The sequence below is a fragment of the Ruegeria sp. BG7 genome, assembly GCF_056535685.1.
The window spans coordinates 121,780-144,546 of the sequence record NZ_JBQFIU010000001.1; the positions used below are offsets into that span (position 1 = coordinate 121,780).

The 22,767-nt window shown below is 56.1% G+C and carries 23 protein-coding genes and 1 tRNA gene; 10 read left to right on the plus strand and 14 right to left on the minus strand.

Features of this window, described 5'->3' with window-relative positions:
• Positions 1-4: 4 nt before the first annotated feature.
• Complete coding sequence (locus ACR3EH_RS00670; protein ID WP_171183200.1) at positions 5-1,375, minus strand: class II 3-deoxy-7-phosphoheptulonate synthase; 1,371 nt, start codon at positions 1,373-1,375, stop codon at positions 5-7.
• Between the two features lie 169 nt (positions 1,376-1,544).
• Between ACR3EH_RS00670 and ACR3EH_RS00675 the strand changes: the two genes are divergently transcribed.
• Positions 1,545-2,549, plus strand: coding sequence for a GlxA family transcriptional regulator (locus tag ACR3EH_RS00675; RefSeq protein WP_171105248.1), 1,005 nt, complete (start codon positions 1,545-1,547; stop codon positions 2,547-2,549).
• Between the two features lie 2 nt (positions 2,550-2,551).
• On the opposite strand, the gene ACR3EH_RS00680 is transcribed toward ACR3EH_RS00675, so the two are convergent.
• Entirely contained in the window at positions 2,552-3,646 is a 1,095-nt protein-coding gene (locus ACR3EH_RS00680) for a PQQ-dependent sugar dehydrogenase (protein WP_171675559.1), read from the minus strand.
• A 155-nt stretch (positions 3,647-3,801) separates the two neighbouring features.
• Here ACR3EH_RS00680 and ACR3EH_RS00685 point away from each other — a divergent pair, with 155 nt between their 5' ends.
• From ACR3EH_RS00685 to ACR3EH_RS00715, 7 genes are all read left to right on the plus strand, one after another.
• Entirely contained in the window at positions 3,802-4,983 is a 1,182-nt protein-coding gene (locus ACR3EH_RS00685) for an ABC transporter substrate-binding protein (protein ID WP_171090017.1), read from the plus strand.
• A gap of 106 nt (positions 4,984-5,089) precedes the next feature.
• Positions 5,090-5,878: an ABC transporter ATP-binding protein gene (locus ACR3EH_RS00690; RefSeq protein ID WP_171174031.1), complete on the plus strand. Its 789-nt coding sequence runs from the start codon at positions 5,090-5,092 to the stop codon at positions 5,876-5,878.
• Positions 5,875-6,708, plus strand: a complete 834-nt coding sequence (locus ACR3EH_RS00695; RefSeq protein WP_171090013.1) for an ABC transporter ATP-binding protein — start codon at positions 5,875-5,877, stop codon at positions 6,706-6,708. The genes ACR3EH_RS00690 and ACR3EH_RS00695 overlap by 4 nt, the downstream gene beginning before the upstream one ends.
• Before the next feature lie 2 nt (positions 6,709-6,710).
• Positions 6,711-7,094 carry a hypothetical protein gene (locus ACR3EH_RS00700; RefSeq protein WP_171183196.1) on the plus strand — a complete coding sequence of 128 codons (384 nt, stop codon included), beginning with the start codon at positions 6,711-6,713 and terminating at the stop codon, positions 7,092-7,094.
• Positions 7,094-8,104: a branched-chain amino acid ABC transporter permease gene (locus ACR3EH_RS00705; RefSeq protein ID WP_171183195.1), complete on the plus strand. Its 1,011-nt coding sequence runs from the start codon at positions 7,094-7,096 to the stop codon at positions 8,102-8,104. The genes ACR3EH_RS00700 and ACR3EH_RS00705 overlap by 1 nt, the downstream gene beginning before the upstream one ends.
• Positions 8,101-9,414, plus strand: coding sequence for a branched-chain amino acid ABC transporter permease (locus ACR3EH_RS00710; RefSeq protein WP_171183193.1), 1,314 nt, complete (start codon positions 8,101-8,103; stop codon positions 9,412-9,414). Before ACR3EH_RS00705 ends, ACR3EH_RS00710 begins: the two co-directional genes overlap by 4 nt.
• A gap of 180 nt (positions 9,415-9,594) precedes the next feature.
• The gene (locus tag ACR3EH_RS00715; RefSeq protein ID WP_171183191.1) at positions 9,595-9,849 is read left to right on the plus strand and encodes a hypothetical protein; all 255 of its coding nucleotides are present in this window, start codon (positions 9,595-9,597) and stop codon (positions 9,847-9,849) included.
• A 32-nt stretch (positions 9,850-9,881) separates the two neighbouring features.
• Here the strand turns inward: ACR3EH_RS00715 and ACR3EH_RS00720 are convergent, their stop codons facing one another.
• On the minus strand, positions 9,882-11,429 hold the full coding sequence (locus tag ACR3EH_RS00720) for a helicase HerA-like domain-containing protein (protein ID WP_171183189.1): 1,548 nt from the start codon (positions 11,427-11,429) through the stop codon (positions 9,882-9,884).
• Positions 11,430-11,879: 450 nt separating this feature from the next.
• Between ACR3EH_RS00720 and ACR3EH_RS00725 the strand changes: the two genes are divergently transcribed.
• Positions 11,880-12,488 carry an invasion associated locus B family protein gene (locus ACR3EH_RS00725; RefSeq protein WP_171090001.1) on the plus strand — a complete coding sequence of 203 codons (609 nt, stop codon included), beginning with the start codon at positions 11,880-11,882 and terminating at the stop codon, positions 12,486-12,488.
• A gap of 63 nt (positions 12,489-12,551) precedes the next feature.
• Here ACR3EH_RS00725 and ACR3EH_RS00730 read toward each other — a convergent pair whose 3' ends face one another.
• The 4 genes from ACR3EH_RS00730 to ACR3EH_RS00745 are packed head-to-tail and all read right to left on the minus strand — an operon-like array spanning position 12,552 to position 16,793.
• Positions 12,552-13,760 (minus strand): beta-ketoacyl-[acyl-carrier-protein] synthase family protein, encoded by a 1,209-nt coding sequence (locus ACR3EH_RS00730; protein WP_171183187.1) that lies wholly within the window; start codon positions 13,758-13,760, stop codon positions 12,552-12,554.
• 9 nt (positions 13,761-13,769) lie between these two features.
• Positions 13,770-14,027 (minus strand): acyl carrier protein, encoded by a 258-nt coding sequence (locus tag ACR3EH_RS00735; protein ID WP_171089997.1) that lies wholly within the window; start codon positions 14,025-14,027, stop codon positions 13,770-13,772.
• A gap of 32 nt (positions 14,028-14,059) precedes the next feature.
• Complete coding sequence (lpxD, locus tag ACR3EH_RS00740) at positions 14,060-15,151, minus strand: UDP-3-O-(3-hydroxymyristoyl)glucosamine N-acyltransferase (protein WP_171183185.1); 1,092 nt, start codon at positions 15,149-15,151, stop codon at positions 14,060-14,062.
• Between the two features lie 34 nt (positions 15,152-15,185).
• Positions 15,186-16,793, minus strand: a complete 1,608-nt coding sequence (locus ACR3EH_RS00745) for a L,D-transpeptidase family protein (RefSeq protein WP_171675557.1) — start codon at positions 16,791-16,793, stop codon at positions 15,186-15,188.
• 355 nt (positions 16,794-17,148) lie between these two features.
• Between ACR3EH_RS00745 and mepK the strand changes: the two genes are divergently transcribed.
• Positions 17,149-17,718, plus strand: a complete 570-nt coding sequence (gene mepK / locus ACR3EH_RS00750) for a peptidoglycan L,D-endopeptidase MepK (RefSeq protein ID WP_171675555.1) — start codon at positions 17,149-17,151, stop codon at positions 17,716-17,718.
• A gap of 64 nt (positions 17,719-17,782) precedes the next feature.
• Here mepK and ACR3EH_RS00755 read toward each other — a convergent pair whose 3' ends face one another.
• From ACR3EH_RS00755 to sufC, 7 genes are all read right to left on the minus strand, one after another.
• Positions 17,783-18,115 (minus strand): hypothetical protein, encoded by a 333-nt coding sequence (locus tag ACR3EH_RS00755; RefSeq protein WP_171183181.1) that lies wholly within the window; start codon positions 18,113-18,115, stop codon positions 17,783-17,785.
• A 168-nt stretch (positions 18,116-18,283) separates the two neighbouring features.
• Positions 18,284-18,360: transfer RNA gene (locus ACR3EH_RS00760), tRNA-Arg, on the minus strand.
• 77 nt (positions 18,361-18,437) lie between these two features.
• Positions 18,438-19,658, minus strand: a complete 1,221-nt coding sequence (locus ACR3EH_RS00765; RefSeq protein WP_171675553.1) for a cysteine desulfurase — start codon at positions 19,656-19,658, stop codon at positions 18,438-18,440.
• 11 nt (positions 19,659-19,669) lie between these two features.
• The gene (locus ACR3EH_RS00770) at positions 19,670-20,236 is read right to left on the minus strand and encodes a YIP1 family protein (protein ID WP_171183178.1); all 567 of its coding nucleotides are present in this window, start codon (positions 20,234-20,236) and stop codon (positions 19,670-19,672) included.
• A complete protein-coding gene (locus ACR3EH_RS00775) occupies positions 20,233-20,718 on the minus strand; it encodes a YIP1 family protein (RefSeq protein WP_171089983.1) in 486 nt (161 codons plus the stop codon). Before ACR3EH_RS00775 ends, ACR3EH_RS00770 begins: the two co-directional genes overlap by 4 nt.
• Entirely contained in the window at positions 20,718-21,998 is a 1,281-nt protein-coding gene (gene sufD / locus ACR3EH_RS00780) for a Fe-S cluster assembly protein SufD (protein WP_171183177.1), read from the minus strand. Before sufD ends, ACR3EH_RS00775 begins: the two co-directional genes overlap by 1 nt.
• Positions 21,998-22,753, minus strand: a complete 756-nt coding sequence (gene sufC, locus ACR3EH_RS00785) for a Fe-S cluster assembly ATPase SufC (RefSeq protein ID WP_171089980.1) — start codon at positions 22,751-22,753, stop codon at positions 21,998-22,000. Before sufC ends, sufD begins: the two co-directional genes overlap by 1 nt.
• Positions 22,754-22,767: the final 14 nt, after the last annotated feature.

Sequence of the window (22,767 nt, forward strand, 5' to 3'; positions counted from 1 at the left end):
CCGTTTAGCTGGCGGCGCGTTTGCTGCCGTTACGGCGTAGGTTTGTCAGTTCTTCGGCCACTAGGAAGGCCAGTTCCAGCGACTGGGACGCGTTCAGACGCGGATCGCAGGCGGTGTGGTAGCGATCCGACAGATCTTCTTCGGTCACCGCGCGCACGCCGCCGGTGCATTCGGTTACATCCAGACCAGTCATCTCGAAATGCACGCCACCGGGGATGGTGCCTTCGGCCTGATGTACGCCAAAGAAGTCACGCACCTCGCGCAGGACAGAATCGAACGGACGGGTCTTGTAACCCGTGGCCGACTTGATCGTGTTGCCGTGCATCGGGTCGCAGACCCAGGTAACCTTGGCCCCTTCTTCCTTCACGGCTTTGACCAGACGCGGCAGGTGCTCACCTGCTTTACCCGCACCAAAGCGCGCGATCAGGGTCAGGCGACCTTCTTCGTTTTCGGGGTTCAGTTTGGACATCAGAACCTTGAGATCTTCGGCAGTCGTCGTCGGGCCGCATTTCAGGCCGATTGGGTTCAGAACGCCACGGCAGAATTCCACATGAGCACCGTCCGGCTGACGCGTGCGGTCGCCGATCCAGATCATGTGGCCAGACCCTGCCAGCCAGTTGCCCGAGGTCGAATCCAGACGCGTCAGCGCCTCTTCATACTCCAGCAGCAGCCCTTCGTGGCTGGTGTAGAATTCGACGGTCGAGAACTCGTGTGTGGTGTCCGCCGTGATCCCGGCCGCTTCCATGAAGTCGATGGTGTCCTGAATGCGATCGGCAATCTCGGAATACTTCTGCACGTCCTGTTCATCGGTGAACCCAAGGGTCCAAGAATGAACCATGCTCATATCTGCGAAACCACCGGTCGAAAATGCCCGCAGCAGGTTCAGAGTGGCAGCAGCCTGTGTATAGGCTTGCAGCATTTTCTGAGGATTCGGGATGCGCGCTTCGGGCGTGAAGGCCAGTTCGTTGATGATGTCACCACGATAGCTGGGCAGTTCCACACCATCCAACACCTCGGTTGGTGCACTGCGCGGCTTGGCAAACTGCCCCGCCATACGGCCAACTTTGACCACCGGCACTTTTGCGCCATAGGTCAGAACCATTGCCATCTGCAGCATCACCTTAAAGGTGTCACGGATCGCATCCGCGCTGAATTGTTCAAAGCTTTCAGCACAATCCCCGCCTTGCAGCAGGAAGGCCTCGCCGCGACCGGCGGCACCCAGGTGTTGTTTGAGACGCCGCGCCTCACCGGCAAAGACCAGCGGGGGATACTGTGAAAGCTGAGCCTCGACTTTGGCCAGAGCGGCCGCGTCGGTATAGTCTGGCATCTGAACCCGGGGCTTGTTGCGCCAGTTCGTTTTTTGCCATTCGGTCATAGCTTTGATCTCCGCTGAAGTGTTCAGGTGGCCTCTATACAAAAAGCTTTGAAGAGTGACCATATCCCATTTGCGCCTCTTGACGGCGCAAACAAGCTTTGATCATGGTGAGTTCTAAATCTGTCGCTGGATACGGCCGTATTCAGCGCCGAAGTAAGGACAACCCGCCATGCAAGTGCAACGCCAGGCAGTCACAGTGGAAGACGCTGAGGCCATCCCGCGCCATTATGTTTTTGTTCTTCTGGACAAGTTCTCGTTGCTGTCTTTTGCCTCGGCCCTTGATAGTTTGCGGATCGCAAACCGTATGGCGAACCAGGAATTGTATACTTGGACGCTGTCGGGCGAAGGCGGTGAAACCGTTACATGCTCAGCGGGAACCGAGTTCAAGCTGGATACGGATCTGGAAGAACTGCAACGCGATGATGTGGTTCTGATTTGCGGTGGCGTGGACGTTCAGACAGCGACCACCAAACGCGTTCTGAACTGGCTTCGGCGCGAAGCGCGCCGAGGGCTGCGAATCGGTGGGCTGTGCACCGCAGCCTACACGTTGGCCAAAGCCGGTTTGCTCGACAACAAGAAGGCAACGATTCATTGGGAAAACTCGGACAGCTTTGTCGAAGAGTTTGACGAGGTCGAGCTGACGAAATCGGTGTTCCAGATTGACGGTAGCCGCATGACAACGGCGGGCGGAACATCTTCGATCGATTTGATGCTGAAACTGATTGCGGATGATTTTGGGGAAGATTTGGCAAATGCGGTGGCGGACCAGATGATCTATTCGTCGATCCGGACGGATCAGGACACGCAGCGCCTTTCGACACCGACCCGGATTGGTGTGCGCCATCCCAAACTCAGCCAGGTTATCCTGATGATGGAAAAGAATATCGAAGAACCGATTTCACCTTCGATTCTGGCCAAGGATGTAGGAATGTCGACCAGACAGCTGGAGCGTCTTTTCCGCCGTTACCTTAGCCGTTCGCCAAAGCGCTATTATATGGAGCTTCGACTGCACAAAGCACGGAACCTTTTGATGCAGACGGACATGAGTGTGATCAACGTAGCGCTTGCCTGCGGGTTTGCCTCGCCCAGCCATTTCTCAAAGTGCTACCGCGCGCATTACAACACCACGCCCTACCGTGAGCGTGGGGCGCAAAGCGGTCGGTTGTCAGTTTAACCCTAGGGTGCCATTCGGTACACGGCACCCTTCCCAACCGAAATGAACCAGATCGATCCATCCGGGGCCTCGACGATATCGCGCACGCGCTCGGTCTCGGGACCCTTGATTTGCTCGACTTCGCGCAGCGGATTACCTGCAAGTCGGGCGATATAATCGAACTTCAACGAGCCAACAAAAATGTCGCCCTTCCATTGCGGCAAGAGTTTACCGGAATAGACCAGCAGACCAGAGGGTGCGATGGATGGGTCCCAAAACAGTTTCGGCTGTTCCAATCCGGCCTTCGCGGTGCCCTCGCCAATCTTTTGACCTGAATAATGCGTGCCGTAAGAAATGACGGGCCAGCCGTAGTTTCGGCCTGCGCGCGGTTGATTAACTTCATCCCCGCCACGTGCCCCATGTTCTGAAACCCATAGCCGCCCCCGCGCATCCAGCGCGGCCCCCTGAGGGTTGCGATGCCCAAAAGACCAGATTTCGGGTTTGACGTTCGATTGCCCGACGAATGGGTTATCAGCTGGGATAGATCCGTTCCGATTGATCCGAATGACCGAACCCATCGGAGATGACCTGTCCTGTGCGCTGTCAGGCTCTCCACGATCGCCGATCGTTACAAACAACGTTCCGTCCCGTGCCTCAACAACGCGGCTGCCAAAATGCCTGCCACCTGATCCGCCGGGCGTGGCTTCGTAGATCACGCGCACATTGGTCAGGCGTTTTCCGTTCTCGGATAAGCGAGCCACAGCGACCGCCGTTCCAGCCCCTTGGTTTTGAGGTTTTGAGAAGGTCAGAAAGACCTCGCGACTTTGCGCGAAATCGCGGGGGATCGTCACGTCGAGCAGTCCGCCCTGCCCTGTGGCAGCGACTTTGGGAACACCGCGCACCGTGTTGGTCTTGCCGTTCCGGACGAACAGCAAATCACCGTCCCGCTCGGTTACCAGGAACGTCCCGTCCGGTAGGATGCCCACCGCCCAAGGTGTATCCAGGCCACCGACCATTTTGGTCACTTCAATGTTCCCGGCGGATGTCGGCAGGGTCTGTGCCGTAGCTGAAACAGCGCTGAGCGAGAGAAACAGAATCATCATAAAGACACGAAACATGCTGGTCCCTTTCGGTGACGGTCACAGAAGAATTTCTAGCAAAACAGTTAGTTTCCCGATCAGCAAAAACACGTTTGCGTTAGGACTTTTCTTTTTCGGGCAGCTTGCCTAGGGTCAGGGCCAGAACAAAGTTGTTCATAACAGGGAGTAACCGTATGAAAAAGCTGCTTACTGCAACTGCAGCAACTGCACTTCTGGCCGGCGCGGCCATGGCAGACGATGTGAAACTGGGTATTCTGATCGGCTTTACCGGCCCGATTGAATCTCTCGCACCAGCAATGGGGTCCGGTGCCGAGTTGGCAATTGCCGAGGTCAACGAGTCCGGCAAGTTCATGGATGGCGCCACCGTCTCCGGTATGCGTGCCGACACGGGTTGTATCGACAACGGCCTTTCCACCTCGAACGGTGAACGCATGATCGCGGACGGTGTTGCCGGTATCATTGGCGGCGATTGCTCGGGCGTGACCGGTGCGATTTTGCAGAACGTTGCAATTCCAAACGGCATGGTCATGATTTCGCCTTCGGCAACATCTCCGGGCCTGTCGACAATGGAAGACAATGGTCTGTTCTTCCGCACCGCCCCGTCGGATGCGCGTGAAGGCCAGGTGATGGCAGACATCCTCAAAGATCGCGGCATCGAATCCATCGCCCTGACCTATACCAACAATGACTATGGCAAGGGTCTGGCGGATGCGATCCAGTCGTCGTTCGAGGCCGCAGGTGGCGAAGTGACCATCGTGGCCGCGCATGAAGACGGCAAGGCGGACTATTCCGCTGAAGTTGGCGCACTGGCGTCGGCAGGTGGCGACATTCTGGTTGTCGCAGGCTATCTGGACCAAGGTGGTCTTGGCATCATCCAATCGGCGCTGGACAGCGGTGCATATGACACATTCGGTCTGCCGGGCGGCATGATCGGTGACTCGCTGCCGGCCAATGTCGGCCCCGACCTGAACGGTTCTTTCGGTCAGATCGCGGGTGCGGGTGGCGAAGGTCCTGAAAAGTACTTTGCTCTGGCCGAAGCTGCCGGTTTTGACGGCTCTTCGCCGTACTCGCCGGAATCCTATGACGCTGCTGCGCTGTTCATGTTCGCCATGCAGGCTGCGGGATCGACCAATCCGGCCGATTACGCAGGCAAGGTCATGGAAGTTGCCAACGCACCGGGTGAAAAGATTTATCCGGGTGAGCTGGCCAAGGGGCTGGAGCTTTTGGCCAACGGTCAGGACATCGACTATGTCGGTGCGTCTGGTGTTGAGCTGATCGGCCCCGGTGAAAGTGCCGGTTCCTATCGCGAGATCGAAGTGACCGACGGCGAAAACAAGACCGTAAACTTCCGTTGATCAAACGTAAAATACCATAAAAACAAGCAGCCCGGGCCTTGTGTCCGGGCTGTTTCAATGACAAAAGGCTGCACCTCGCGACGCGAGGCAAAGGCAAGGGGATAACATGATCGTCGTCGAAGACGTGCACAAGCATTTCGGCGGATTTCACGCGGTGGACGGGGCATCGCTGGAAATCCAAAAAGGGTCGATCACCGGCCTGATCGGGCCGAACGGTGCAGGAAAAACCACTCTGTTCAATGTGATCGCGGGCGTTCTGCCACCTACCAGCGGCAAGGTGTTCATGGATGGTGAGGATATCACCGGCCTGCCCCCGCATGAGCTGTTTCACAAGGGATTGCTGCGCACCTTCCAGATCGCGCACGAGTTTTCCTCGATGAGCTGCCGTGAAAACCTAATGATGGTGCCCGGTGCGCAATCGGGTGAATCGCTGTGGAACACCTGGTTTGGCCGCAAGCGCATCGCGGATGAAGAACGCGCGCTGCGGGCCAAGGCCGATGAGGTGCTTGAGTTTCTGACCATCGAACACCTGGCCGACCACAAGGCGGGTCAGGTCTCGGGCGGGCAGAAAAAGCTGCTGGAACTTGGCCGCACCATGATGGTCGACGCCAAGATCGTGTTTCTCGACGAGGTCGGTGCCGGTGTGAACCGTACCCTGCTGATGACCATTGCCGACACCATCCTGCGCCTGAACAAGGAACGCGGCTACACCTTCGTAGTCATCGAGCACGACATGGATTTCATCGGCAAGATCTGTGACCCGGTCATCTGTATGGCCGAGGGCAAGGTTCTGGCCGAGGGCACTCTGGACGAGATCAAAGCGAATGAGCATGTGATCGAGGCTTATCTGGGCACCGGCCTGAAGAACAAAGACAAGCTGGAGGCAGGCGCGTGAGCGACAATCCTTACCACGACGACAAAGGGAACAAGGACGCCTCGATCACCAACACGCACGGCGTTGGCACGATGACGCCTGCGCATCCCAAAAGTGGTGAAGCGCAATACGTTGGTGGCGGCGGCCCCTTCCTGATTGGCGACACGATGACCGGCGGCTATGGCAAGGGGCCGGACATTCTGCATGATTGCACCATTGCGGTCGACAAGGGTGAGATCGCGGTGATCGTTGGCCCCAACGGCGCGGGCAAGTCCACCGCGATGAAAGCCGTTTTCGGCATGCTGGACGTACGTGCCGGTTCGGTTCGGCTGGACGGCGAAGACATCACCAAGCTGTCACCGCAGGACCGCGTGATCAAAGGCATGGGCTTTGTGCCGCAGACCTCGAACATCTTCACGTCCATGACGGTGGAAGAGAACCTGGAAATGGGCGCCTTCATCCGACGTGACGATATCACCGAGACGATGGAGCAGGTCTATGACCTCTTCCCCATCCTGCGCGACAAGCGCAATCAGGCCGCCGGAGAGCTGTCAGGCGGTCAACGCCAACAGGTCGCCGTGGGCCGCGCGTTGATGACTCAGCCCAAGGTTCTGATGCTGGACGAACCCACTGCCGGTGTGTCTCCCATCGTGATGGATGAGCTGTTTGATCGGATTATCGAGGTTTCGCGTACTGGCTTGCCGATCCTGATGGTCGAACAGAACGCCCGTCAGGCACTGGAGATCGCGGACAAGGGATATGTGCTGGTTCAGGGGCGGAATGCCTATACCGGCACAGGCAAAGAACTGCTGGCCGATCCTGAGGTTCGTAAGAGTTTCTTGGGGGGGTGAGGATGAAAGTTTTGGCCCTCATGGCAGTTCTTTCTGCCAATACCGGTGCGGCCACCGCACAAGACGTCACGAGATGTAAGCTGGAATACACGTGTGTTAATGTAGATGCATGTCAGACAACCAAAACGGGTCTCGGAGTTGATTTCGACTTTGTAACCTTGCCAGACAACCAGCTTCGTTTTGACCTTGGAGATGACAGTTTGCCGTTGCTAAAGGTCCAGCAAGTGACCGATGACTTGATGACCGCACATGGCTGGGATTCTGATCGATCAGCATCTTACACCTTCAGCTTGTTCGCTGATGGGATTGTCGCGTACACGACCCACGTCTTTGTAGGCAAAGGTATAAGCCTGACCGGCCTTGGCCGCTGCGAGGTAAATAGCTAATGGACTTCCTTAACGCCCTTGTGGCGCTCTCCAACTTCGTCCTTGTTCCCGCAATCGCCTATGGCAGCCAGTTGGCGCTGGGGGCTTTGGGGGTGACGCTGATCTATGGCATCCTGCGGTTTTCGAACTTTGCCCACGGCGATACGATGGCTTTTGGCGCAATGATCGCTGTTCTGGTCACGTGGGGCCTGCAAGCTGCCGGGGTCAGTTTCGGGCCGCTGCCAACCGCTCTGCTGGCCCTGCCCTTTGCCATTCTGGGCTGTATCATTCTGGTGCTGATCACCGACCGGCTGGTTTACAGGTTCTACCGGGAACAAAAGGCCAAACCGGTGATCCTTGTGATCGTCTCGATGGGCGTGATGTTCATCATGAACGGCATCGTGCGCTTTATCATCGGGCCGGATGATCAAAGGTTCTCGGACGGTGCGCGGTTCATTATCTCGGCGCGCGACTTCAAAGCATTGACCGGGCTGCGCGAGGGATTGGCGATCAAAACCTCGCAAGGCATCACCGTGATCGTGGCGGTTGTCGCAGTGGCGTTGCTGTTCTGGTTCCTCAACAAAACCCGCACCGGCAAGTCCATGCGTGCTTATTCGGATAATGAAGATCTGGCGCTGCTGTCCGGCATCAACCCCGAGCGTGTGGTGATGATCACATGGATCATCGTCGCCGCACTGGCGACCACGGCTGGGGTTCTTTACGGTCTCGACAAGAGCTTTAAGCCGTTCGTCTATTTCCAACTTCTGCTGCCAATCTTTGCGTCGGCCATTGTGGGCGGGCTTGGCAATCCGCTGGGTGCCATCGCAGGTGGGTTCATCATCGCGTTTTCCGAGGTGACCATCACCTATGCGTGGAAAAAGGTGCTGACCTATCTGGCTCCGGAAAGTCTGGAACCCTCAGGCTTGGTCCAGTTCCTGTCCACCGACTACAAATTCGCCGTCAGCTTCGTGATCCTGCTGATCGTGCTTCTGTTTAAGCCCACGGGCCTGTTCAAGGGGAAAGCGGTATGACGGAGTCTGTCAAAAACACGCTGCTTTTTGCTGTTGTCGCCAGTTTGATCCTGCTGACAGGTTTCACTCAAAGCTGGAATACCGCCATTCTGATCCTGAACATGGGGTTGATCTCGGCCATCATGGCGATTGGGGTCAACCTGCAATGGGGCTTTGCGGGCCTGTTCAACGTAGGTGTGATGGGCTTCGTCGCGCTTGGCGGTCTGGCCGTGGTGCTGGTGTCAACACCGCCTACGCCGGGGGCCTGGGTTGCGGGCGGTTACGGGATTGTATTGTCACTGCTGTTGGGGGCTGCGACCGTTGTTGCCGCTGTTCTGGTGGCGACCAAGATGCGGAAAGGTCGGGCTCAGACCCTGACCATCATCGCAGTTCTGGTTGTAGGGTTCTTCATTTACCGCGCTGTGTTTGACCCTAATGTTGCTGCAGTCGAAGCTATCGACCCAGCGATTGCAGGTAATATCGGCGGTCTGAACCTCCCGGTTCTGCTGGCCTGGCCCGCCGGTGGATTGCTTGCGGCGGGCGCTGCCTGGCTGATCGGTAAAACGGCTTTGGGTCTGCGGTCGGATTATCTAGCGATTGCCACGCTGGGTATTGCCGAGATCATCATTGCCGTCATGAAGAACGAAGACTGGCTGGCCCGGGGCGTTAAAAATGTCTACGGCATTCCGCGCCCGTCCCCTGTTGTCGGTTACGAAGTTGAACTGCAACAAGATCCGGCGTTTCTGGCGCGCGCGGAATGGTTCGGGCTTGATCCGGTCACAGCCTCTACCCTTTCGGTCAAACTTGGTTATTCGCTGTTGTTCTTGATCGTCCTGCTGGCGTTGCTGTGGATGGCCCAGATGGCATTGAAAAGCCCGTGGGGCCGCATGATGCGCGCGATCCGTGACAATGAGGTCGCGGCCGAGGCGATGGGCAAAGACGTGACCCGCCGCCACTTGCAGATCTTTGTTCTGGGGTCGGCCATCTGCGGGATCGCGGGGGCTATGATGACCACGCTGGACGGTCAGCTGACACCAAGCGCCTACCAGCCCTTACGTTTTACCTTTCTGGTCTGGGTGATGGTGATCGTTGGCGGTTCGGGCAACAATTTCGGGTCCGTTCTTGGAGCATTTCTGATCTGGTTCCTGTGGGTTCAGGTGGAGCCAATCGGCCTGTGGCTGATGAACCTGATCACATCGGGCATGCCGGATGGCAGTTGGCTAAAAGCGCATCTGATCGAAAGCGCTGCCCATATGCGCCTGTTCACTATGGGTCTTATCCTGTTGATTGTTCTCAGATTTAGCCCAAGGGGCCTGATACCTGAGAAATAGGGTCAAACGATAACCAATTCGTGAAACCGCGCCTCCAAAGGGCGCGGTTTCTTGATTCTAAAGCGGTTTCTGAATACACGAACCCACCGCAGTGTTTTTCTTTTGCGGTCTGTTGCTGGCACTCACACCCGCCCAAGCCGATCTGAAACGATCATTCAAACGTGTTGATAAGAGTAAAAAATGAAAGCACCACGCTTCGGAACTGTTTTCCTGCTTTCGGTTGTTGCCGTTACAACAGCCGCCTGTATTCCCAGACCAGAAGATCTTGAGACAGCACCTGTCAAGGTTCAGACCCCCGAGGGCGTTGTGACCTGTCAGTTGTACCGTCAGGACCGGGTCACATGGGATCGCGCCATCGATTTCCCTGCAACCAAAATGTCAGTCCCACAGGCAGATGCCTATTGCCGCCAGGAAGGTCAGCGCCGATTGAAATAATTACGTCGGCGCCCTTCATGGGCGCCGCGCCGCTATCTGTTTTTGAACAGACCGCCCAGAATACCGCGCACAATGCGACGCCCGGTTGTTCCCTTCAGCTCTTTGATCACAGCGTCTGTCATTGCGGTTGCGAACGTGTCTTTTCTGCGCTGCACACGTGAAGACGACCGCCGGACCCGACTGCCAGAATATCTGCGAGCTGCGGAAAACTCGCGTTCCATTGGCGATTGAGCTTCCAGCACATCATCCAATTCCGCTTGCTCCGCAGCTTTTGCTGCCGCCTCGGCCCGCGTCTGCAGAATCTCAAAGGCAGATTTGCGATCTATACCCTTGTCATATTTTCCTGCCATCGGGGACGTCGCCAAAATCGCTTTGCGATCACCGCCAGAAATCGGCCCCAGCTGAGATCCCGGAGGACGAATCAAGGTGCGTTCGACAATGCCGGGAACCCCTTTCTTTTGAAGCATCGAGGTCACGGCCTCACCAACGCCAACTTCTCGGATCGCAGCTTCGGTGTCGAAAGCCGGGTTCTCTCGGTACGTTTCAGCGGCCATGCGCAGGTTCTTACGGTCGCGCGCTGTAAAGGCCCGTAAGGCGTGTTGGACGCGATTGCCCAATTGGCCCAGAATGTCTTCGGGAATATCCGCGGGGTTTTGAGTGATGAAATAGACCCCAACGCCTTTTGATCGGATCAGTCGCGCCACCTGTTCAACCTTGTCCACCAAAACCTTTGGGGCGTCGTCGAACAGCAGGTGCGCTTCGTCGAAGAAAAAGACCAGCTTTGGTTTCTCGGGGTCGCCAACTTCGGGCAGTTCTTCGAACAACTCACTCAACAGCCAGAGCAGGAAGGTGGCATAGAGCCGGGGTGAGGCCATTAACTTGTCCGACGCGAGGATGTTCACCATCCCCTGCCCGTTTTCGTCAACACGCATCAGATCAGCCAGATCCAGCGCCGGTTCGCCAAACAATTTGGTGCCACCCTGATTTTCAAGCACCAGCAATCGTCTTTGAATTGCGCCGATCGAAGAGGTCGACACGTTGCCATAGCGCAGGGACAGCTGCGCGCGATTTTCTCCGATCCAGACCAGCAATGCCTGAAGGTCTTTCAGATCCAGCAGCGGCATCCCTTCTTCGTCAGCCACCCGGAAGGCGATGTTCAGAATGCCTTCCTGCGCTTCGCTCAGTTCCAGTAAGCGCGACAACAGAAGCGGCCCCATCTCTGTAACGGTTGTGCGCACCGGGTGGCCTTGTTCACCAAAAAGATCCCAGAACGTCACGGGGCAAGCAGCATAGTTGAACGTCGAAAACCCGATACGTTCAACGCGGTCCATAAAGGCCTGATGCAGTTTGTGCGACGCGCTGCCAGCCACGGCCAGACCGGACAGGTCGCCTTTTACGTCGGACAGAAACACCGGGACGCCCGCTTGTGAAAACCCTTCGGCAAGTATCTGCAGTGTCACGGTTTTACCCGTTCCTGTCGCACCTGCGATCAATCCGTGGCGATTTGCAAAGTTCAACGCCAATTCCTGCGGTGTGCCATACCCTTCACCACCGCCGCCCAAAAAAATAGTCTTGCCCATTAACACTGCCTTATAGCTCACCGATCCGTGACCAGCATACAAAGTTAACCTTTGACTGCGATAGTCCTTTTGCCTTGCGGTGGTTTTTTGATCTCGCGGGGCAGACTTCCTCCCTGTCGACTGGCCGTGCCTTCGGGCACGGCTTTTTTTGCCTGCGCCAACACATGTTCAAGTGCTGAGGGTTGGATTAAAATTTCAGGATAGCTGTTGACCCACCGGCACCGCTCTCGTAGGGTTTGCGCATAAATAAGTCGGCCAGTCCGACGGGGAGAACCTTTTGAGGAAGGGAGCTGATAAAACGGCTCCCTTTTTCTATGTGTGGAAGGGCCTTTTCTAAAGCGTCGGGCAAGAATCTGTTCACGTTCCTCCGGGCTGCTCTGTTAGTGCCTGACACCGGTTCGGAAGAATGCTAAACGAGGCCAAAAGCTCAATCATCAAATCGAGGCATTCATGATCAAGAAACTTCTCTCCGCGAATGTACTGGCAGCCGCCTTTGTAAGCAGCGCGGCATTTGCCCAGGAAACCACTGACGACACACAAGCGCAGACAGAGGTACCCCAGACCCAAGCTACACAGGAATTGGATCTGGGTGAAAGCGGCCCCCGCGTTGGCGACCAATACGTCAAAGAAGAAAGCGGTGACTGGAACATCACGTGCTTAAAGACCGAAGGAGACAATGATCCTTGCCTGCTGCGTCAAATTCTGTCTGGTGCCGAGGGACAACCGGTTGCGGAAATCTCAGTCAACAAACTGCCCGAAGGTGCTACAGCCGTTGCTGCCGCCAGCCTGATTGTACCGCTTGAGACATTGCTGCAGGCCCAAATCGCCATATCCATCGATGGTGCACCCAGCAAAAGGTACAACTATCATCACTGCAACCCCGTGGGCTGCGTGGCGCAGTTGGGCTTTACCCAAGGCGACATCGACGCAATGAAGGGGGGCAGCACGGCCACTATTTCTATGGTGTCCATCCTAGCCCCCAATCAGCTCTTGCAAATCGAAATGTCGCTGGCCGGTTTCACCAGTGGTTACGACAAGCTGGACGTCTTGCAAAACTAAGTGCACGCCACAAAAAGGCCGCCCGTTCCGTGGCGGCCTTTTCTATTTGAGCGTCGTTTTTTCTTAAACTCGCTTCAGCGCCAAGACAGCATTCAGCCCGCCAAAGGCAAACGCATTGCTCAGGGCCACGTCAACTTTCGCTTCACGGGCGACATTCGGCACCACATCCAGCGCACATTCCGGGTCCGGCTCTTCATATCCGATGGTTGGTGCAATCACCCCGTCCCGCAGGGCCATGATACAAGCCAGCAATTCCACAGCTCCGGTCCCACCGATCAGGTGGCCGTGCATGGATTTTGTAGACGATATCATCAGATCATCTGCATGCGGTCCAAATACACCTGCAACGGCTGCGCACTCGGTTTTGTCATTGGCTGCCGTGCCTGTGCCGTGGGCGTTGATATAACAGACATCGCTGGCGTTCAGCCTGGCATCAGACAGAGCGCCCGCCATGGCCCGCGCGGCCCCCTGTTTACTGGGCATCACAATGTCGGCCGCATCCGAAGACATCGCAAAGCCGACAACTTCACACAGAACTTCAGCCCCGCGTGCGCGCGCATGTTCGTATTCTTCGAACACAAATATGCCAGCCCCTTCGCCCTGAACCATTCCGTTGCGGTTGGCGCTGAACGGGCGGCACGCGTCCTTGGACATCACGCGCAAGCCTTCCCACGCTTTGATCCCGCCGAAACACAACATGGATTCTGACCCGCCTGTGATCATCGCCGGAGCCGCCCCGCTGCGCACCATCTGAAAGGCTTGTGCCATGGCGTGATTGGAAGAGGCACAAGCGGTCGAGACGGTAAAGCTGGGCCCTTTGAGGTTATGCTCCATCGACACGTGGCTCGCCGCGGCATTGTTCATCAGTTTGGGAACAACAAACGGGTGCACACGGTTCTTACCATCCTCGTAGACCGAACGATAATTGTCATCCCAGGTCGAAACACCGCCACCTGCGGTTCCAAGCACGACGCCTGATCTGGCCGCCAATTCACCGTGAAACTCGATGCCTGACTGTTCAATAGCCTCTTTGGCAGCCGTCAGGGTGAACTGAGTGAACCGGTCGTACAAGGACATCTGTTGACGATTAAACCGCCCTTCCGCTTCGAACCCCCGGACCTGACCGCCGATCTTGATGGCCAGACGATCGACATCGCGAAATTCCAGTTCCGAGATGCCACAACGACCTTCGCGCATGGCCTCCAAAGTGTCAGGAACCGAATGGCCCAGTGAGTTGATCGTACCTGCGCCGGTAATAACAACACGTTTCATGAGAGCAGGTCAGACCTTTTCCGACACAAGCTGTTCGATCCCGGCAATGATGGCGGCCACATTGGAGATATCGAAATCATTGGCTTCAGGTTCGTTGGCATTGAACGGAACCGAAATGTCGAACTCTTCTTCGATTGCAAAGATGCTTTCTACCAGACCCAGGCTGTCGATACCCAAGTCCTCAAGCGTGCTTTCGGGCGTCACATCCGATGGCTCCAGCACGGCCTGCTCTGCAATGATTGCGATGACGCGGTCGCTGATGCTCATGTCGGTCCCCTGACTTTCGTTCTGAGGATGATTTAATCGCTCGGCGACTGTTTGAAAACAGCCTTTTTAAGTGCCTCAACGTCGCGGGCCATGCGCGGTAAACGGCGTTGGGCTTTGTAGATGTCCGTATGAGTATCCATTTTGATGCCCGGATAACCCATTATGACGCGGCCTGCCGGAACGTTGGACAGAATTTTTGTGCCTCCACCGGCAATCACACCGTCACCAATAAAGATGTTATCAACAACGCCAGTCTGACCACCCAGAACAACGTTACTGCCGATCTCGACAGATCCCGACACGCCGGTCTGACCACACAAAAGGCAATCGCGTCCCACACGCGTGTTGTGCCCCACATGTACCAGATTATCCAGTTTCGAGCCGTCTCCGATCCGGGTATTGCGGATCGTGCCGTTGTCGACGGTGCAGTTGGATCCAACCTCGACGTCATCGCCTATCTCGACCGCTCCCAAAGAGTGGATGCGAAGCCAGCTTTGTGCTTTGGCGTCACCTTGATCACCCATAGTCTTGCGGGCGTTCTCAGCGCCAGAGACTTCGGGGGTGACAAAGCTAAAGCCATCGCCTCCGATCCGGGCGCCTGGTTGCGCGACAAAGCGGTCTCCGATTTGCGCGCGGGCACCGATACTGACCATCTCGCGCAGCAACGCACGCTCTCCCAGCGTGGCATCGATGCCGATCGTGCAATGCGCGCCAATCACAGATCCCGCCCCGATCCGGGCGCGGGCACCGACAACTGTAAGAGGCCCGATAGAGACGTCTGCAGCAATCTCTGCCGTCGGATCAATCACGGCCGACGGGTGAATTCCCGGCTCTACCCCTTGTCCACGATCCAGCATGGCAGTGATGCCCGCCATGGCCATACGAGGACGTTTGACAAAGATCGCCGCACGCAGCCCCATAGCCTGCCAATCCGCGCCCTCCCACAAAACTGCAGCGCGCGCCTCTCCAACTGAAAGCGCGTCAGCATATTTCGGAGACATCGCCATCGCCAGATCTGTCGGACCAGCATCACTGGGTTCGGCAGCCCGCACAATCGTCAGGCCTGTATCGCCCTGGCATTCTGCGCTCAGAGCGTCGGCGATTTGTTGAACGGTAAACTGCATGACGGGTTTCCTTTTGGCAGGATTTGCCCCGTGCTTACCCCTGAACGTCCGACAGGGCTACCCCTGCCTTTTGAAGTGCGTCCCAAATCTTGGCATCGCGGTTATAGACGTCGCGGCGATACTGCACCTCGCCCTTCGGCCCGATATAGGCGGTGCGATAGATCAGATGCACTGGCACATGCTGGTCCAGTTCAACTTTGGTTTCCTTGCCGGTCTTGAGAACACGGTGAAAGAACGCCTTGGGGTCTTCCTCTTGTTTTGCCAGCAGCGCATAGGCGAATTCGAAAGGTTGCGCCAAACGTATACACCCGTGCGAGAACGCCCGCACCTCACGTGCGAACAGGTTTTTCTGTGGTGTATCATGCAGATAGATGTTGTACTTGTTGGGGAACATGAACTTCACCAAACCCAGCGCATTGCTTTTGCTGGGGGGCTGGCGCATCGCAAACGGGAAGTTTCGCGCCGTGAACTGAGTGAAATCCACAGCCCCACGATTAACCTGCCGCCCGCTGCGGTCAGTGATTTGAATATGCCCCACGGCGTTAGGATTGGACTGCAGTTTAGGCAGGTATTCCTTGGTGATGATCGAGCGCGGCACATACCAGCTGGGGTTGATCACCATATGCTCCATCACATCCGAAAACTCGGGGCTGCGGCGATCATGTGTGTTCTTGCCAATCACCGCGCGGGTTTCAAACGTAACCTGCCCGTCATCGACGATCTTGGCCGAGAAATCAGCCTGATTCACCAGAATATGACGCGCACCACGCTCTCGCGGCAGCCAGCGCTCCCTTTCCAGCGCGACATAGACTGCCTTTAGGCGGTCCGAGGCCGGACGGTTCAACTCGGTAATTGTGCCTTGGCCAGCGACACCGTCAGGTTCCAGCCCATGCGCCGTTTGAAAAGCCTGAACGCCAGCCAGCAGCGCATCGTCAAAAGACGGGCTGGCCGACGGTCTCATGTACCCCATTGCCACAAGACGATTGCGCAGTTTGACGACATTCGGCCCGGTGTCACCATACTCTAGTTTCGCGACCGGTACCGTCGCCCCCCAACCACCTTGATCCACCAAAGCTTGCAACAGCAGCTTTTGTTTCATCAGCGCGCGGTACTGTGGGGTTTGCGGCGACAGTTGTTCCAGATATTGCGCGCCTTGCTCCGCCAACCCTGACAAATGCTCGGCTGCACTTCGGTGCTCCACTCCCCGAACCAGTCCGTCGTCTACACGCCCAGGTTCAAGTGTGCCGGAATACAGCGCATCAGCGTATTCTACATACACCCGGCTGAGTTCGGCCTCGACCGCGCCAAGGTCACGAACAGACCGGGCCTGTTCCATCTGATCAATCAATGCCGAGACGGCAGCATCTGCATGGGGCAAACCGTGAAGATGTGCGTTGGACAATGCTTCAATCAACGCGGTCCTGCGTTGCATATGCTCAGGGGTTTCACCTACCCAAATTGGAGCGAACCCGTTCGTCCGGTAAAACTCGGCAATTGTCGATGCCTGCGGCGTGTGTTCCGCAATCGCCATTTGAAACGCTGTTTTCGGTTCGGGCGCAGACGCTGTGTTCGCAAAACCAGCGGTTGCTGCAAAACAAGCGGTGACAAGGATACTGGTACTGGTGCGGAAAACAGAAAGCATTACGGGGCCTTGAATATTCAAAAGATTGAACTTGGGATATGTGCGTCAGGCAACTATGGATTTGCCATCGATTACTTGTCTATTCACAAATCCCTTACCAAATCGCTTCTGATGATGTCTGATGCGTGTTTGCATCGGCCGGTTGGCAAAAACCTCACAGCTGCACAAATTCTAAGTGACACTGTGTCATTTGCGCAAAAAACTGCCGAAATTTCCCCCTTGAAAAGGTGAATCCGAAACACTTCTTGGCCGCTGATTCCGATTGTGTCATAAAAACCGCATCTGGGATGGGAAAAAATTAATACCGCGCGCGTAACATCGTGCGCAGGCAGGAACAGTACGGGACGAACCAAAAATGACCAAGAGCAGTTCCTCGGGCATGACCCGGCGTGCCCTATTGGGTGCATTTGCAGCTACCGCAGTTGCGGCAGCCCCCACATATTCCAATGCAGCAGGCTTTTTGCGCGGTGGCGGCGCTATTCGTCGCATTCGTATGTATTCCGGTCGCACGGGCGAACGGTTGGATATGATTTATTGGGTCGATGGTAAGTATATCAAAGACGCTGTCAAAGAAGTGAACCATTTCATGCGCGATTGGCGCACGGATCAGGTTAAATCCATTGATTTGCGCACGATTGATATCATGGCGGCATCACACAACCTTCTGGATGTGAATGAACCGTATATGTTGCTGTCCGGTTATCGTTCTCCTCAGACCAACGCGATGTTGCGTTCAAGGTCGCGTCGCGTTGCGCGCAAGTCGCTTCATATGGAAGGTCAGGCTGCTGACCTGCGTCTGGCGTCTCGCTCAGTCTCGCAGATGGCCAAAGCCGCGATGTCGTGCCGTGCAGGTGGCGTCGGCCAGTATTATGGATCGAACTTCGTTCACATGGATTGCGGAGTTGTCCGTTCTTGGCGCGGTTAAAACGCAAACCAAAACGGGTCTCGCATATCTGAAACGCTTGTAGCAGGAATACTGGTTTCACCTGCTATATCCCTGCATCTCCTCCTCCACCGCCTGCGTCACCACCTCCGGAGTCGCTGGTTGATGGAGCTTCGGCAGTCGAGCTGCCAGTCTCACGCGTCTTTTCTTTGTCGACATCCGATTCAACATTAGACGCAGATACATTGCTGCTCTCGGCTTCATCGTCGCTGTCTGAATCGTCGTCGGTCAGCTTGCCAAGGATGAATGCTAGCACGACACCGACTATAACCCAGCTTGCAACGCTGGGGAGTGAATAGCCCGAAATAACAGTACAGCCCAAAACCGCAACTATTACGACCACAACGATAAACATTTTTTTTGAAGAGATGACTTGCACGTTCTTTCCTCCATCAAAGGTGACGCGAACCAACCCCATCGGGAAAGTGTATCGCAAAACGTGCCGCTAGAAAAATTTACGCTTAAATGAGAGCGCCTGTGGTCGTTCTTAAAACCTGGCGAAACCGAAATTTGGTTCCATGAAAATGGTTCAGAACATGTAAGAAAATGGCGCACCTGAGAGGATTCGAACCTCTGGCCTCTGCCTTCGGAGGGCAGCGCTCTATCCAGCTGAGCTACAGGTGCCTTGGTCGTTAGCTAACCTTGATCCGGTTTGGGTGCAACTGGAAATCGTGCTTGTCGCACCCAGTTTCAGATCAAAGTCAGGCGAAAAGATCATGTGCCAATTCAAGGGCATCGATCAGAATGTCGACCTCTTCCGTGGTGTTATAAAGACCAAAGCTGGCGCGGCATGTTGCTGTCACGCCAAGATGGTCCATCAGCGGCCCGGCACAGTGATGGCCTGCGCGAACAGCCACGCCTTTTTTGTCCAAGATGGTAGACACATCATGCGCATGGCCTGCTCCGTCCAGTGTAAAACTGAAAATGGCCGCCTTGTCGGGACGTGTGCCCTGAACCTGCAACCAGTTGAGACCGTTCAAGCGTTGCTTGGCATAGTCGCGCAGGCTTGATTCATGGGCCGCGATGTTCGCCATACCCAGATCCATCATATAATCCAGTGCCACACCCAATCCGATCGTCTGAACGATACCGGGTGTACCGGCCTCGAACTTCATTGGCGGGTCGTTGTAGATGACCTGTTCCTTGCTGACCTCTTTGATCATGTCACCGCCGCCGATAAAGGGGCGCATTTCGGCCATACGTTCGGATTTGATGTAAATCGCGCCTGACCCGGACGGGCCATACAGCTTGTGACCGGTGATCGCGTAAAAATCACAGCCGATCTCTTCCACATTCACCGGCATATGGACCGCGCCCTGGCTGCCGTCCACCAGAACCGGAACACCTTTGGCATGGGCACCTTCGGTGATGGCTTTGACATCTACGACCGTACCCAGCACATTCGAACACTGGGTTACGGCAACCAGCTTGGTCTTTGGGCCAATCGCATCAATCACGGCCTGAGGGTCCAGCCCGCCGTCAGAATCCACATCCACCCATTTAAGAACAACGCCCTGCCGTTCGCGCAGAAAATGCCAGGGTACGATATTGGCGTGATGCTCCATGACGCTCAGAACGATCTCGTCCCCGGCTTCAAGTCGCGGCATTGCCCAGCCGTAAGCAACAAGGTTGATCCCTTCGGTCGTGCCCGAGTTCAGGACGATTTCGTCCTCATTCGAAGCACCAAGAAAGCGGGCAATGGTGCCGCGCACGGATTCGTACTTCTCGGTTGCAAGGTTGGACAGGTAATGCAAGCCGCGATGGACGTTCGAATATTCCTCGGCATAAGCACGCGTCACAGCGTCAATAACGACCTGCGGTTTTTGAGCCGAGGCGCCATTGTCCAGATAGGTCAAAGGCTTGCCATTGACCCGACGCGACAGGATCGGAAAGTCAGAGCGGATTTTCTGTACATCGTACATAGGCGTGTTTCCTAGACGGGTCCGGTTGGATTGAACATCAGAACAATGGGAAGGGCGACAATAGCGGCCAAAAGAATTACGGCAAATGCCTTGCCAAGCGAGCCGAATTGATGCGCCTCATTCAGAAAATGCAGCGTTATGTAAAGGCTCCATCCCAAGGTCGCCAGCAGCAAGAGAAGCGTTAGAGCAGGCAAAGCCACGCTGGCAAGAACCATGGCCAGCAACGCGCCGCTTTGCAAAAAACTCAGCCAGATCATCAGGATCAACAAGCCGGAAAGCGTTGCACTGCCGCCAAGAACCCGTCCGACCAAAAGAAAGGCGACAACGCTCAGAAGCATCGCACCAGCGGATCGGATTAGAATGAACGGGATGCTTTCGGCCTCGGCGTTCACTGGGGCTTCGGGCGCCATAAAGATCAGGTCCGTGCTGAGTTGGATTAGGCAGTTAAAAACCACCACCAGAAAAAAGCTCAGCCAGACCGCTTCCCGCCCCAGATTCAATGCTAATATCTGACGGGCTGCTTCGGCAGGTTTCTTGAGCGTCAGAACCACCAGTGGGCCCAATTGTGGAATAGTCATTCAGCCGACCTTTGCACTTGTCTGAGACCGGATAACCAGAACCACACAAAAACAGCAACCCAGAGGATGCCCACAATTGACAAAGCAGGTCCGGGTCCGATGAACCCAGCCACCAGACCATTCAGCAAAACCAGCGGAGCGGACGAAAGCAGCGCCCAGAACAAGGCCAGCCTTGCCCCATAGGCCGAGCCCTTGCCGCCAACCAATCGCGCGGCCCAGTGCGAGACCAAAGCCAGAGTGTAGAAGAACAACGGCAAAATGAACACGGTGCCCAGCAGCGCACCGCCCAGCAGCATGTTCAGCTCAACACCTTCCAGATGCGCCTGGCGCGCGAGGCCGGGCATCTGCGCAATAAACGCGACGATGCAAAAGCCCATCACAAACACCAATGCCCGGTCTTCGCGTGGCCCCAAATCCAGAAGCCGGCGCACAACACGCCCCGGCCCCCGGTAAGTTGCCAAAATGTCTGACGAAAGAGCCATCAGCTGCGGCGGGCGAGCCACCCCTCCAGACGGCTGACAATCGCTTCGGCCAACGCGCTGTCTTCGATTTCGTCCACCGCTTCGGCCAGGAATGCAAGTGTCAGCATATTGGTCGCGTCCTTGGTCGGAACCCCGCGCGAGCGCAGATAGAACAGTGCGGTTTCGTCAATCGCGCCCGAAGTCGAGCCATGCGAACACGCCACATCGTCGGCGTAAATCTCAAGCTCGGGCTTGGCAAGGAACTGGCTGTCGTCATCCAGAAGCAGCGATTGGCTGATCTGGTAGCCGTCAGTTTTCTGGGCCCCTTCCTTTACAAGGATTTTGCCTTGAAACACACCAGTTGCTCCGTTGCGCAGAACCTTCTTGAACACCTGACGGCTTTCGCAATTCACTGCGTCATGGGTGATGAAGACCGTGTCGTCGTGATGAAAATCGCCATCTCCAACGCAGGCACCGGCCACATGGGCCACAGCGTCATCACCTGTCAGTTCAACGACTTGTTCGTTGCGGGTCAGGACGCCGTTTACGGTCAGCGTGAATGACTTATAGACCGATTCCGTTCCAAGACGGGTGAACATATGGGTCGCGGCGCGACGTTCATGGTCCCTGCCCTGCGCACGGACGTGGTGCAACGTACCGTTGTCCGCAATGTCGATCTCCATGCACTTGTTAAAGCGCGAAGCTGCTGGACCGGTTTCCAGAATGGTGGCCTCGGCCCCGCTTTCCACACGAACCACGTGATGCAGGATCGCGTCTGACGTCGGCGACGCATGGCGATAGATCAGGTTGATCGGTTTAGACGGTTTGCCTGTCACATGGATGGCAACACCATCCGACGCAAAAGCTGTGTTCAAAGCAGCCAACGGACGCTGAACCGGAGATTGGCCGCGGGCTTCCAAAACGCCATACAGATCTTTGGCCCAATGGATGTCTTTGCAGCAAATGTCTTCGAGGCGATCGATGCTTACGCCTTCCATCGACAGATCGTCCGACTCTTCGGCACTGAACACACCATCCACGAAGACGATGTTGAGCCGATCAAATTCACTGAACACCAGAGGCTCATCATCGGCAAACACTGCAGCGGGGATCGCGTCGGGCGCGACAAGTGTGTCGGGCTGAGTGTATTTCCAGTATTCATCGCGCCGCCCCGGAAGACCGATTTCCAGAACACGTGCCAAAGCGTCTTCACGCGCGGCACGGGTGCAGCCAGCGTCGGGCATCGTCAGCGCAGACAGCCGCGCCTCGGTTGCGGATTGTTTGACTTCGGGCAAGGCCATCAGTTCACCTCGGCAAGAATGTCGGCATAACCGTTGTTTTCAACCTCAAGCGCCAGATCCGGGCCACCGGTTTTGACGATGCGGCCATCGGCCATGATGTGCACGACATCCGGTTTGATGTGATCCAGCAAGCGCTGGTAGTGCGTGATCACCAGGAAACCACGGCCTTCATCGCGCAAGGCGTTCACACCTTCGGCCACCAGTTTCATCGCATCCACGTCAAGGCCCGAGTCGGTCTCGTCCATGATGCACATCTTGGGTTCCAGCATAGCCATCTGCAGGATCTCGTTGCGCTTTTTCTCACCGCCCGAGAAGCCCACATTGACCGGGCGCTTCAGCATATCAGCGTCGATCTTCAGGGTTTTCGCCTTTGCGCGTACTTCTTTCAGGAAGTCGGCTGCCGACAGTTCTTCTTCTCCGCGTGCCTTGCGTTGCGCATTCACAGCGGTCCGCAGGAAAGTCATGTTGCCAACGCCGGGGATCTCAACGGGATACTGGAACGCCAGGAATACACCTGCTGCGGCACGCTCTTCCGGTTCCATTTCCAACAGGTCTTCGCCGTCCAGGGTGGCCGAACCTTCGGTGACTTCATATCCATCACGACCAGACAAAACATAGCTGAGCGTCGATTTTCCCGACCCGTTAGGACCCATAATCGCATGTACCTTGCCGGCTTCAACCGTCAGGTCCACACCTTTGAGAATTTGCTTGTCTTCTTCTTCAAGCTGAACGTGCAGGTTCTTGATTTCCAGCATTTTTTCCTCGGCTC

Excerpts from the sequence above, each read along its gene's own strand:
- sufC (WP_171089980.1), bottom strand. The coding sequence starts at position 22,753 with ATGCTGGAAATCAAGAACCTGCACGTTCAGCTTGAAGAAGAAGACAAG.
- ACR3EH_RS00690 (WP_171174031.1), top strand. The coding sequence starts at position 5,090 with ATGATCGTCGTCGAAGACGTGCACAAGCATTTCGGCGGATTTCACGCG.
- ACR3EH_RS00730 (WP_171183187.1), bottom strand. The coding sequence starts at position 13,760 with ATGAAACGTGTTGTTATTACCGGCGCAGGTACGATCAACTCACTGGGC.
- ACR3EH_RS00775 (WP_171089983.1), bottom strand. The coding sequence starts at position 20,718 with ATGGCTCTTTCGTCAGACATTTTGGCAACTTACCGGGGGCCGGGGCGT.
- ACR3EH_RS00745 (WP_171675557.1), bottom strand. The coding sequence starts at position 16,793 with ATGCTTTCTGTTTTCCGCACCAGTACCAGTATCCTTGTCACCGCTTGT.
- ACR3EH_RS00670 (WP_171183200.1), bottom strand. The coding sequence starts at position 1,375 with ATGACCGAATGGCAAAAAACGAACTGGCGCAACAAGCCCCGGGTTCAG.
- ACR3EH_RS00720 (WP_171183189.1), bottom strand. The coding sequence starts at position 11,429 with ATGGGCAAGACTATTTTTTTGGGCGGCGGTGGTGAAGGGTATGGCACA.
- ACR3EH_RS00715 (WP_171183191.1), top strand. The coding sequence starts at position 9,595 with ATGAAAGCACCACGCTTCGGAACTGTTTTCCTGCTTTCGGTTGTTGCC.
- ACR3EH_RS00710 (WP_171183193.1), top strand. The coding sequence starts at position 8,101 with ATGACGGAGTCTGTCAAAAACACGCTGCTTTTTGCTGTTGTCGCCAGT.
- ACR3EH_RS00735 (WP_171089997.1), bottom strand. The coding sequence starts at position 14,027 with ATGAGCATCAGCGACCGCGTCATCGCAATCATTGCAGAGCAGGCCGTG.
- ACR3EH_RS00765 (WP_171675553.1), bottom strand. The coding sequence starts at position 19,658 with ATGTACGATGTACAGAAAATCCGCTCTGACTTTCCGATCCTGTCGCGT.
- ACR3EH_RS00725 (WP_171090001.1), top strand. The coding sequence starts at position 11,880 with ATGATCAAGAAACTTCTCTCCGCGAATGTACTGGCAGCCGCCTTTGTA.
- ACR3EH_RS00680 (WP_171675559.1), bottom strand. The coding sequence starts at position 3,646 with ATGTTTCGTGTCTTTATGATGATTCTGTTTCTCTCGCTCAGCGCTGTT.
- ACR3EH_RS00700 (WP_171183196.1), top strand. The coding sequence starts at position 6,711 with ATGAAAGTTTTGGCCCTCATGGCAGTTCTTTCTGCCAATACCGGTGCG.
- ACR3EH_RS00705 (WP_171183195.1), top strand. The coding sequence starts at position 7,094 with ATGGACTTCCTTAACGCCCTTGTGGCGCTCTCCAACTTCGTCCTTGTT.
- lpxD (WP_171183185.1), bottom strand. The coding sequence starts at position 15,151 with ATGCAGTTTACCGTTCAACAAATCGCCGACGCTCTGAGCGCAGAATGC.
- ACR3EH_RS00685 (WP_171090017.1), top strand. The coding sequence starts at position 3,802 with ATGAAAAAGCTGCTTACTGCAACTGCAGCAACTGCACTTCTGGCCGGC.
- mepK (WP_171675555.1), top strand. The coding sequence starts at position 17,149 with ATGACCAAGAGCAGTTCCTCGGGCATGACCCGGCGTGCCCTATTGGGT.
- ACR3EH_RS00770 (WP_171183178.1), bottom strand. The coding sequence starts at position 20,236 with ATGACTATTCCACAATTGGGCCCACTGGTGGTTCTGACGCTCAAGAAA.
- sufD (WP_171183177.1), bottom strand. The coding sequence starts at position 21,998 with ATGGCCTTGCCCGAAGTCAAACAATCCGCAACCGAGGCGCGGCTGTCT.
- ACR3EH_RS00675 (WP_171105248.1), top strand. The coding sequence starts at position 1,545 with ATGCAAGTGCAACGCCAGGCAGTCACAGTGGAAGACGCTGAGGCCATC.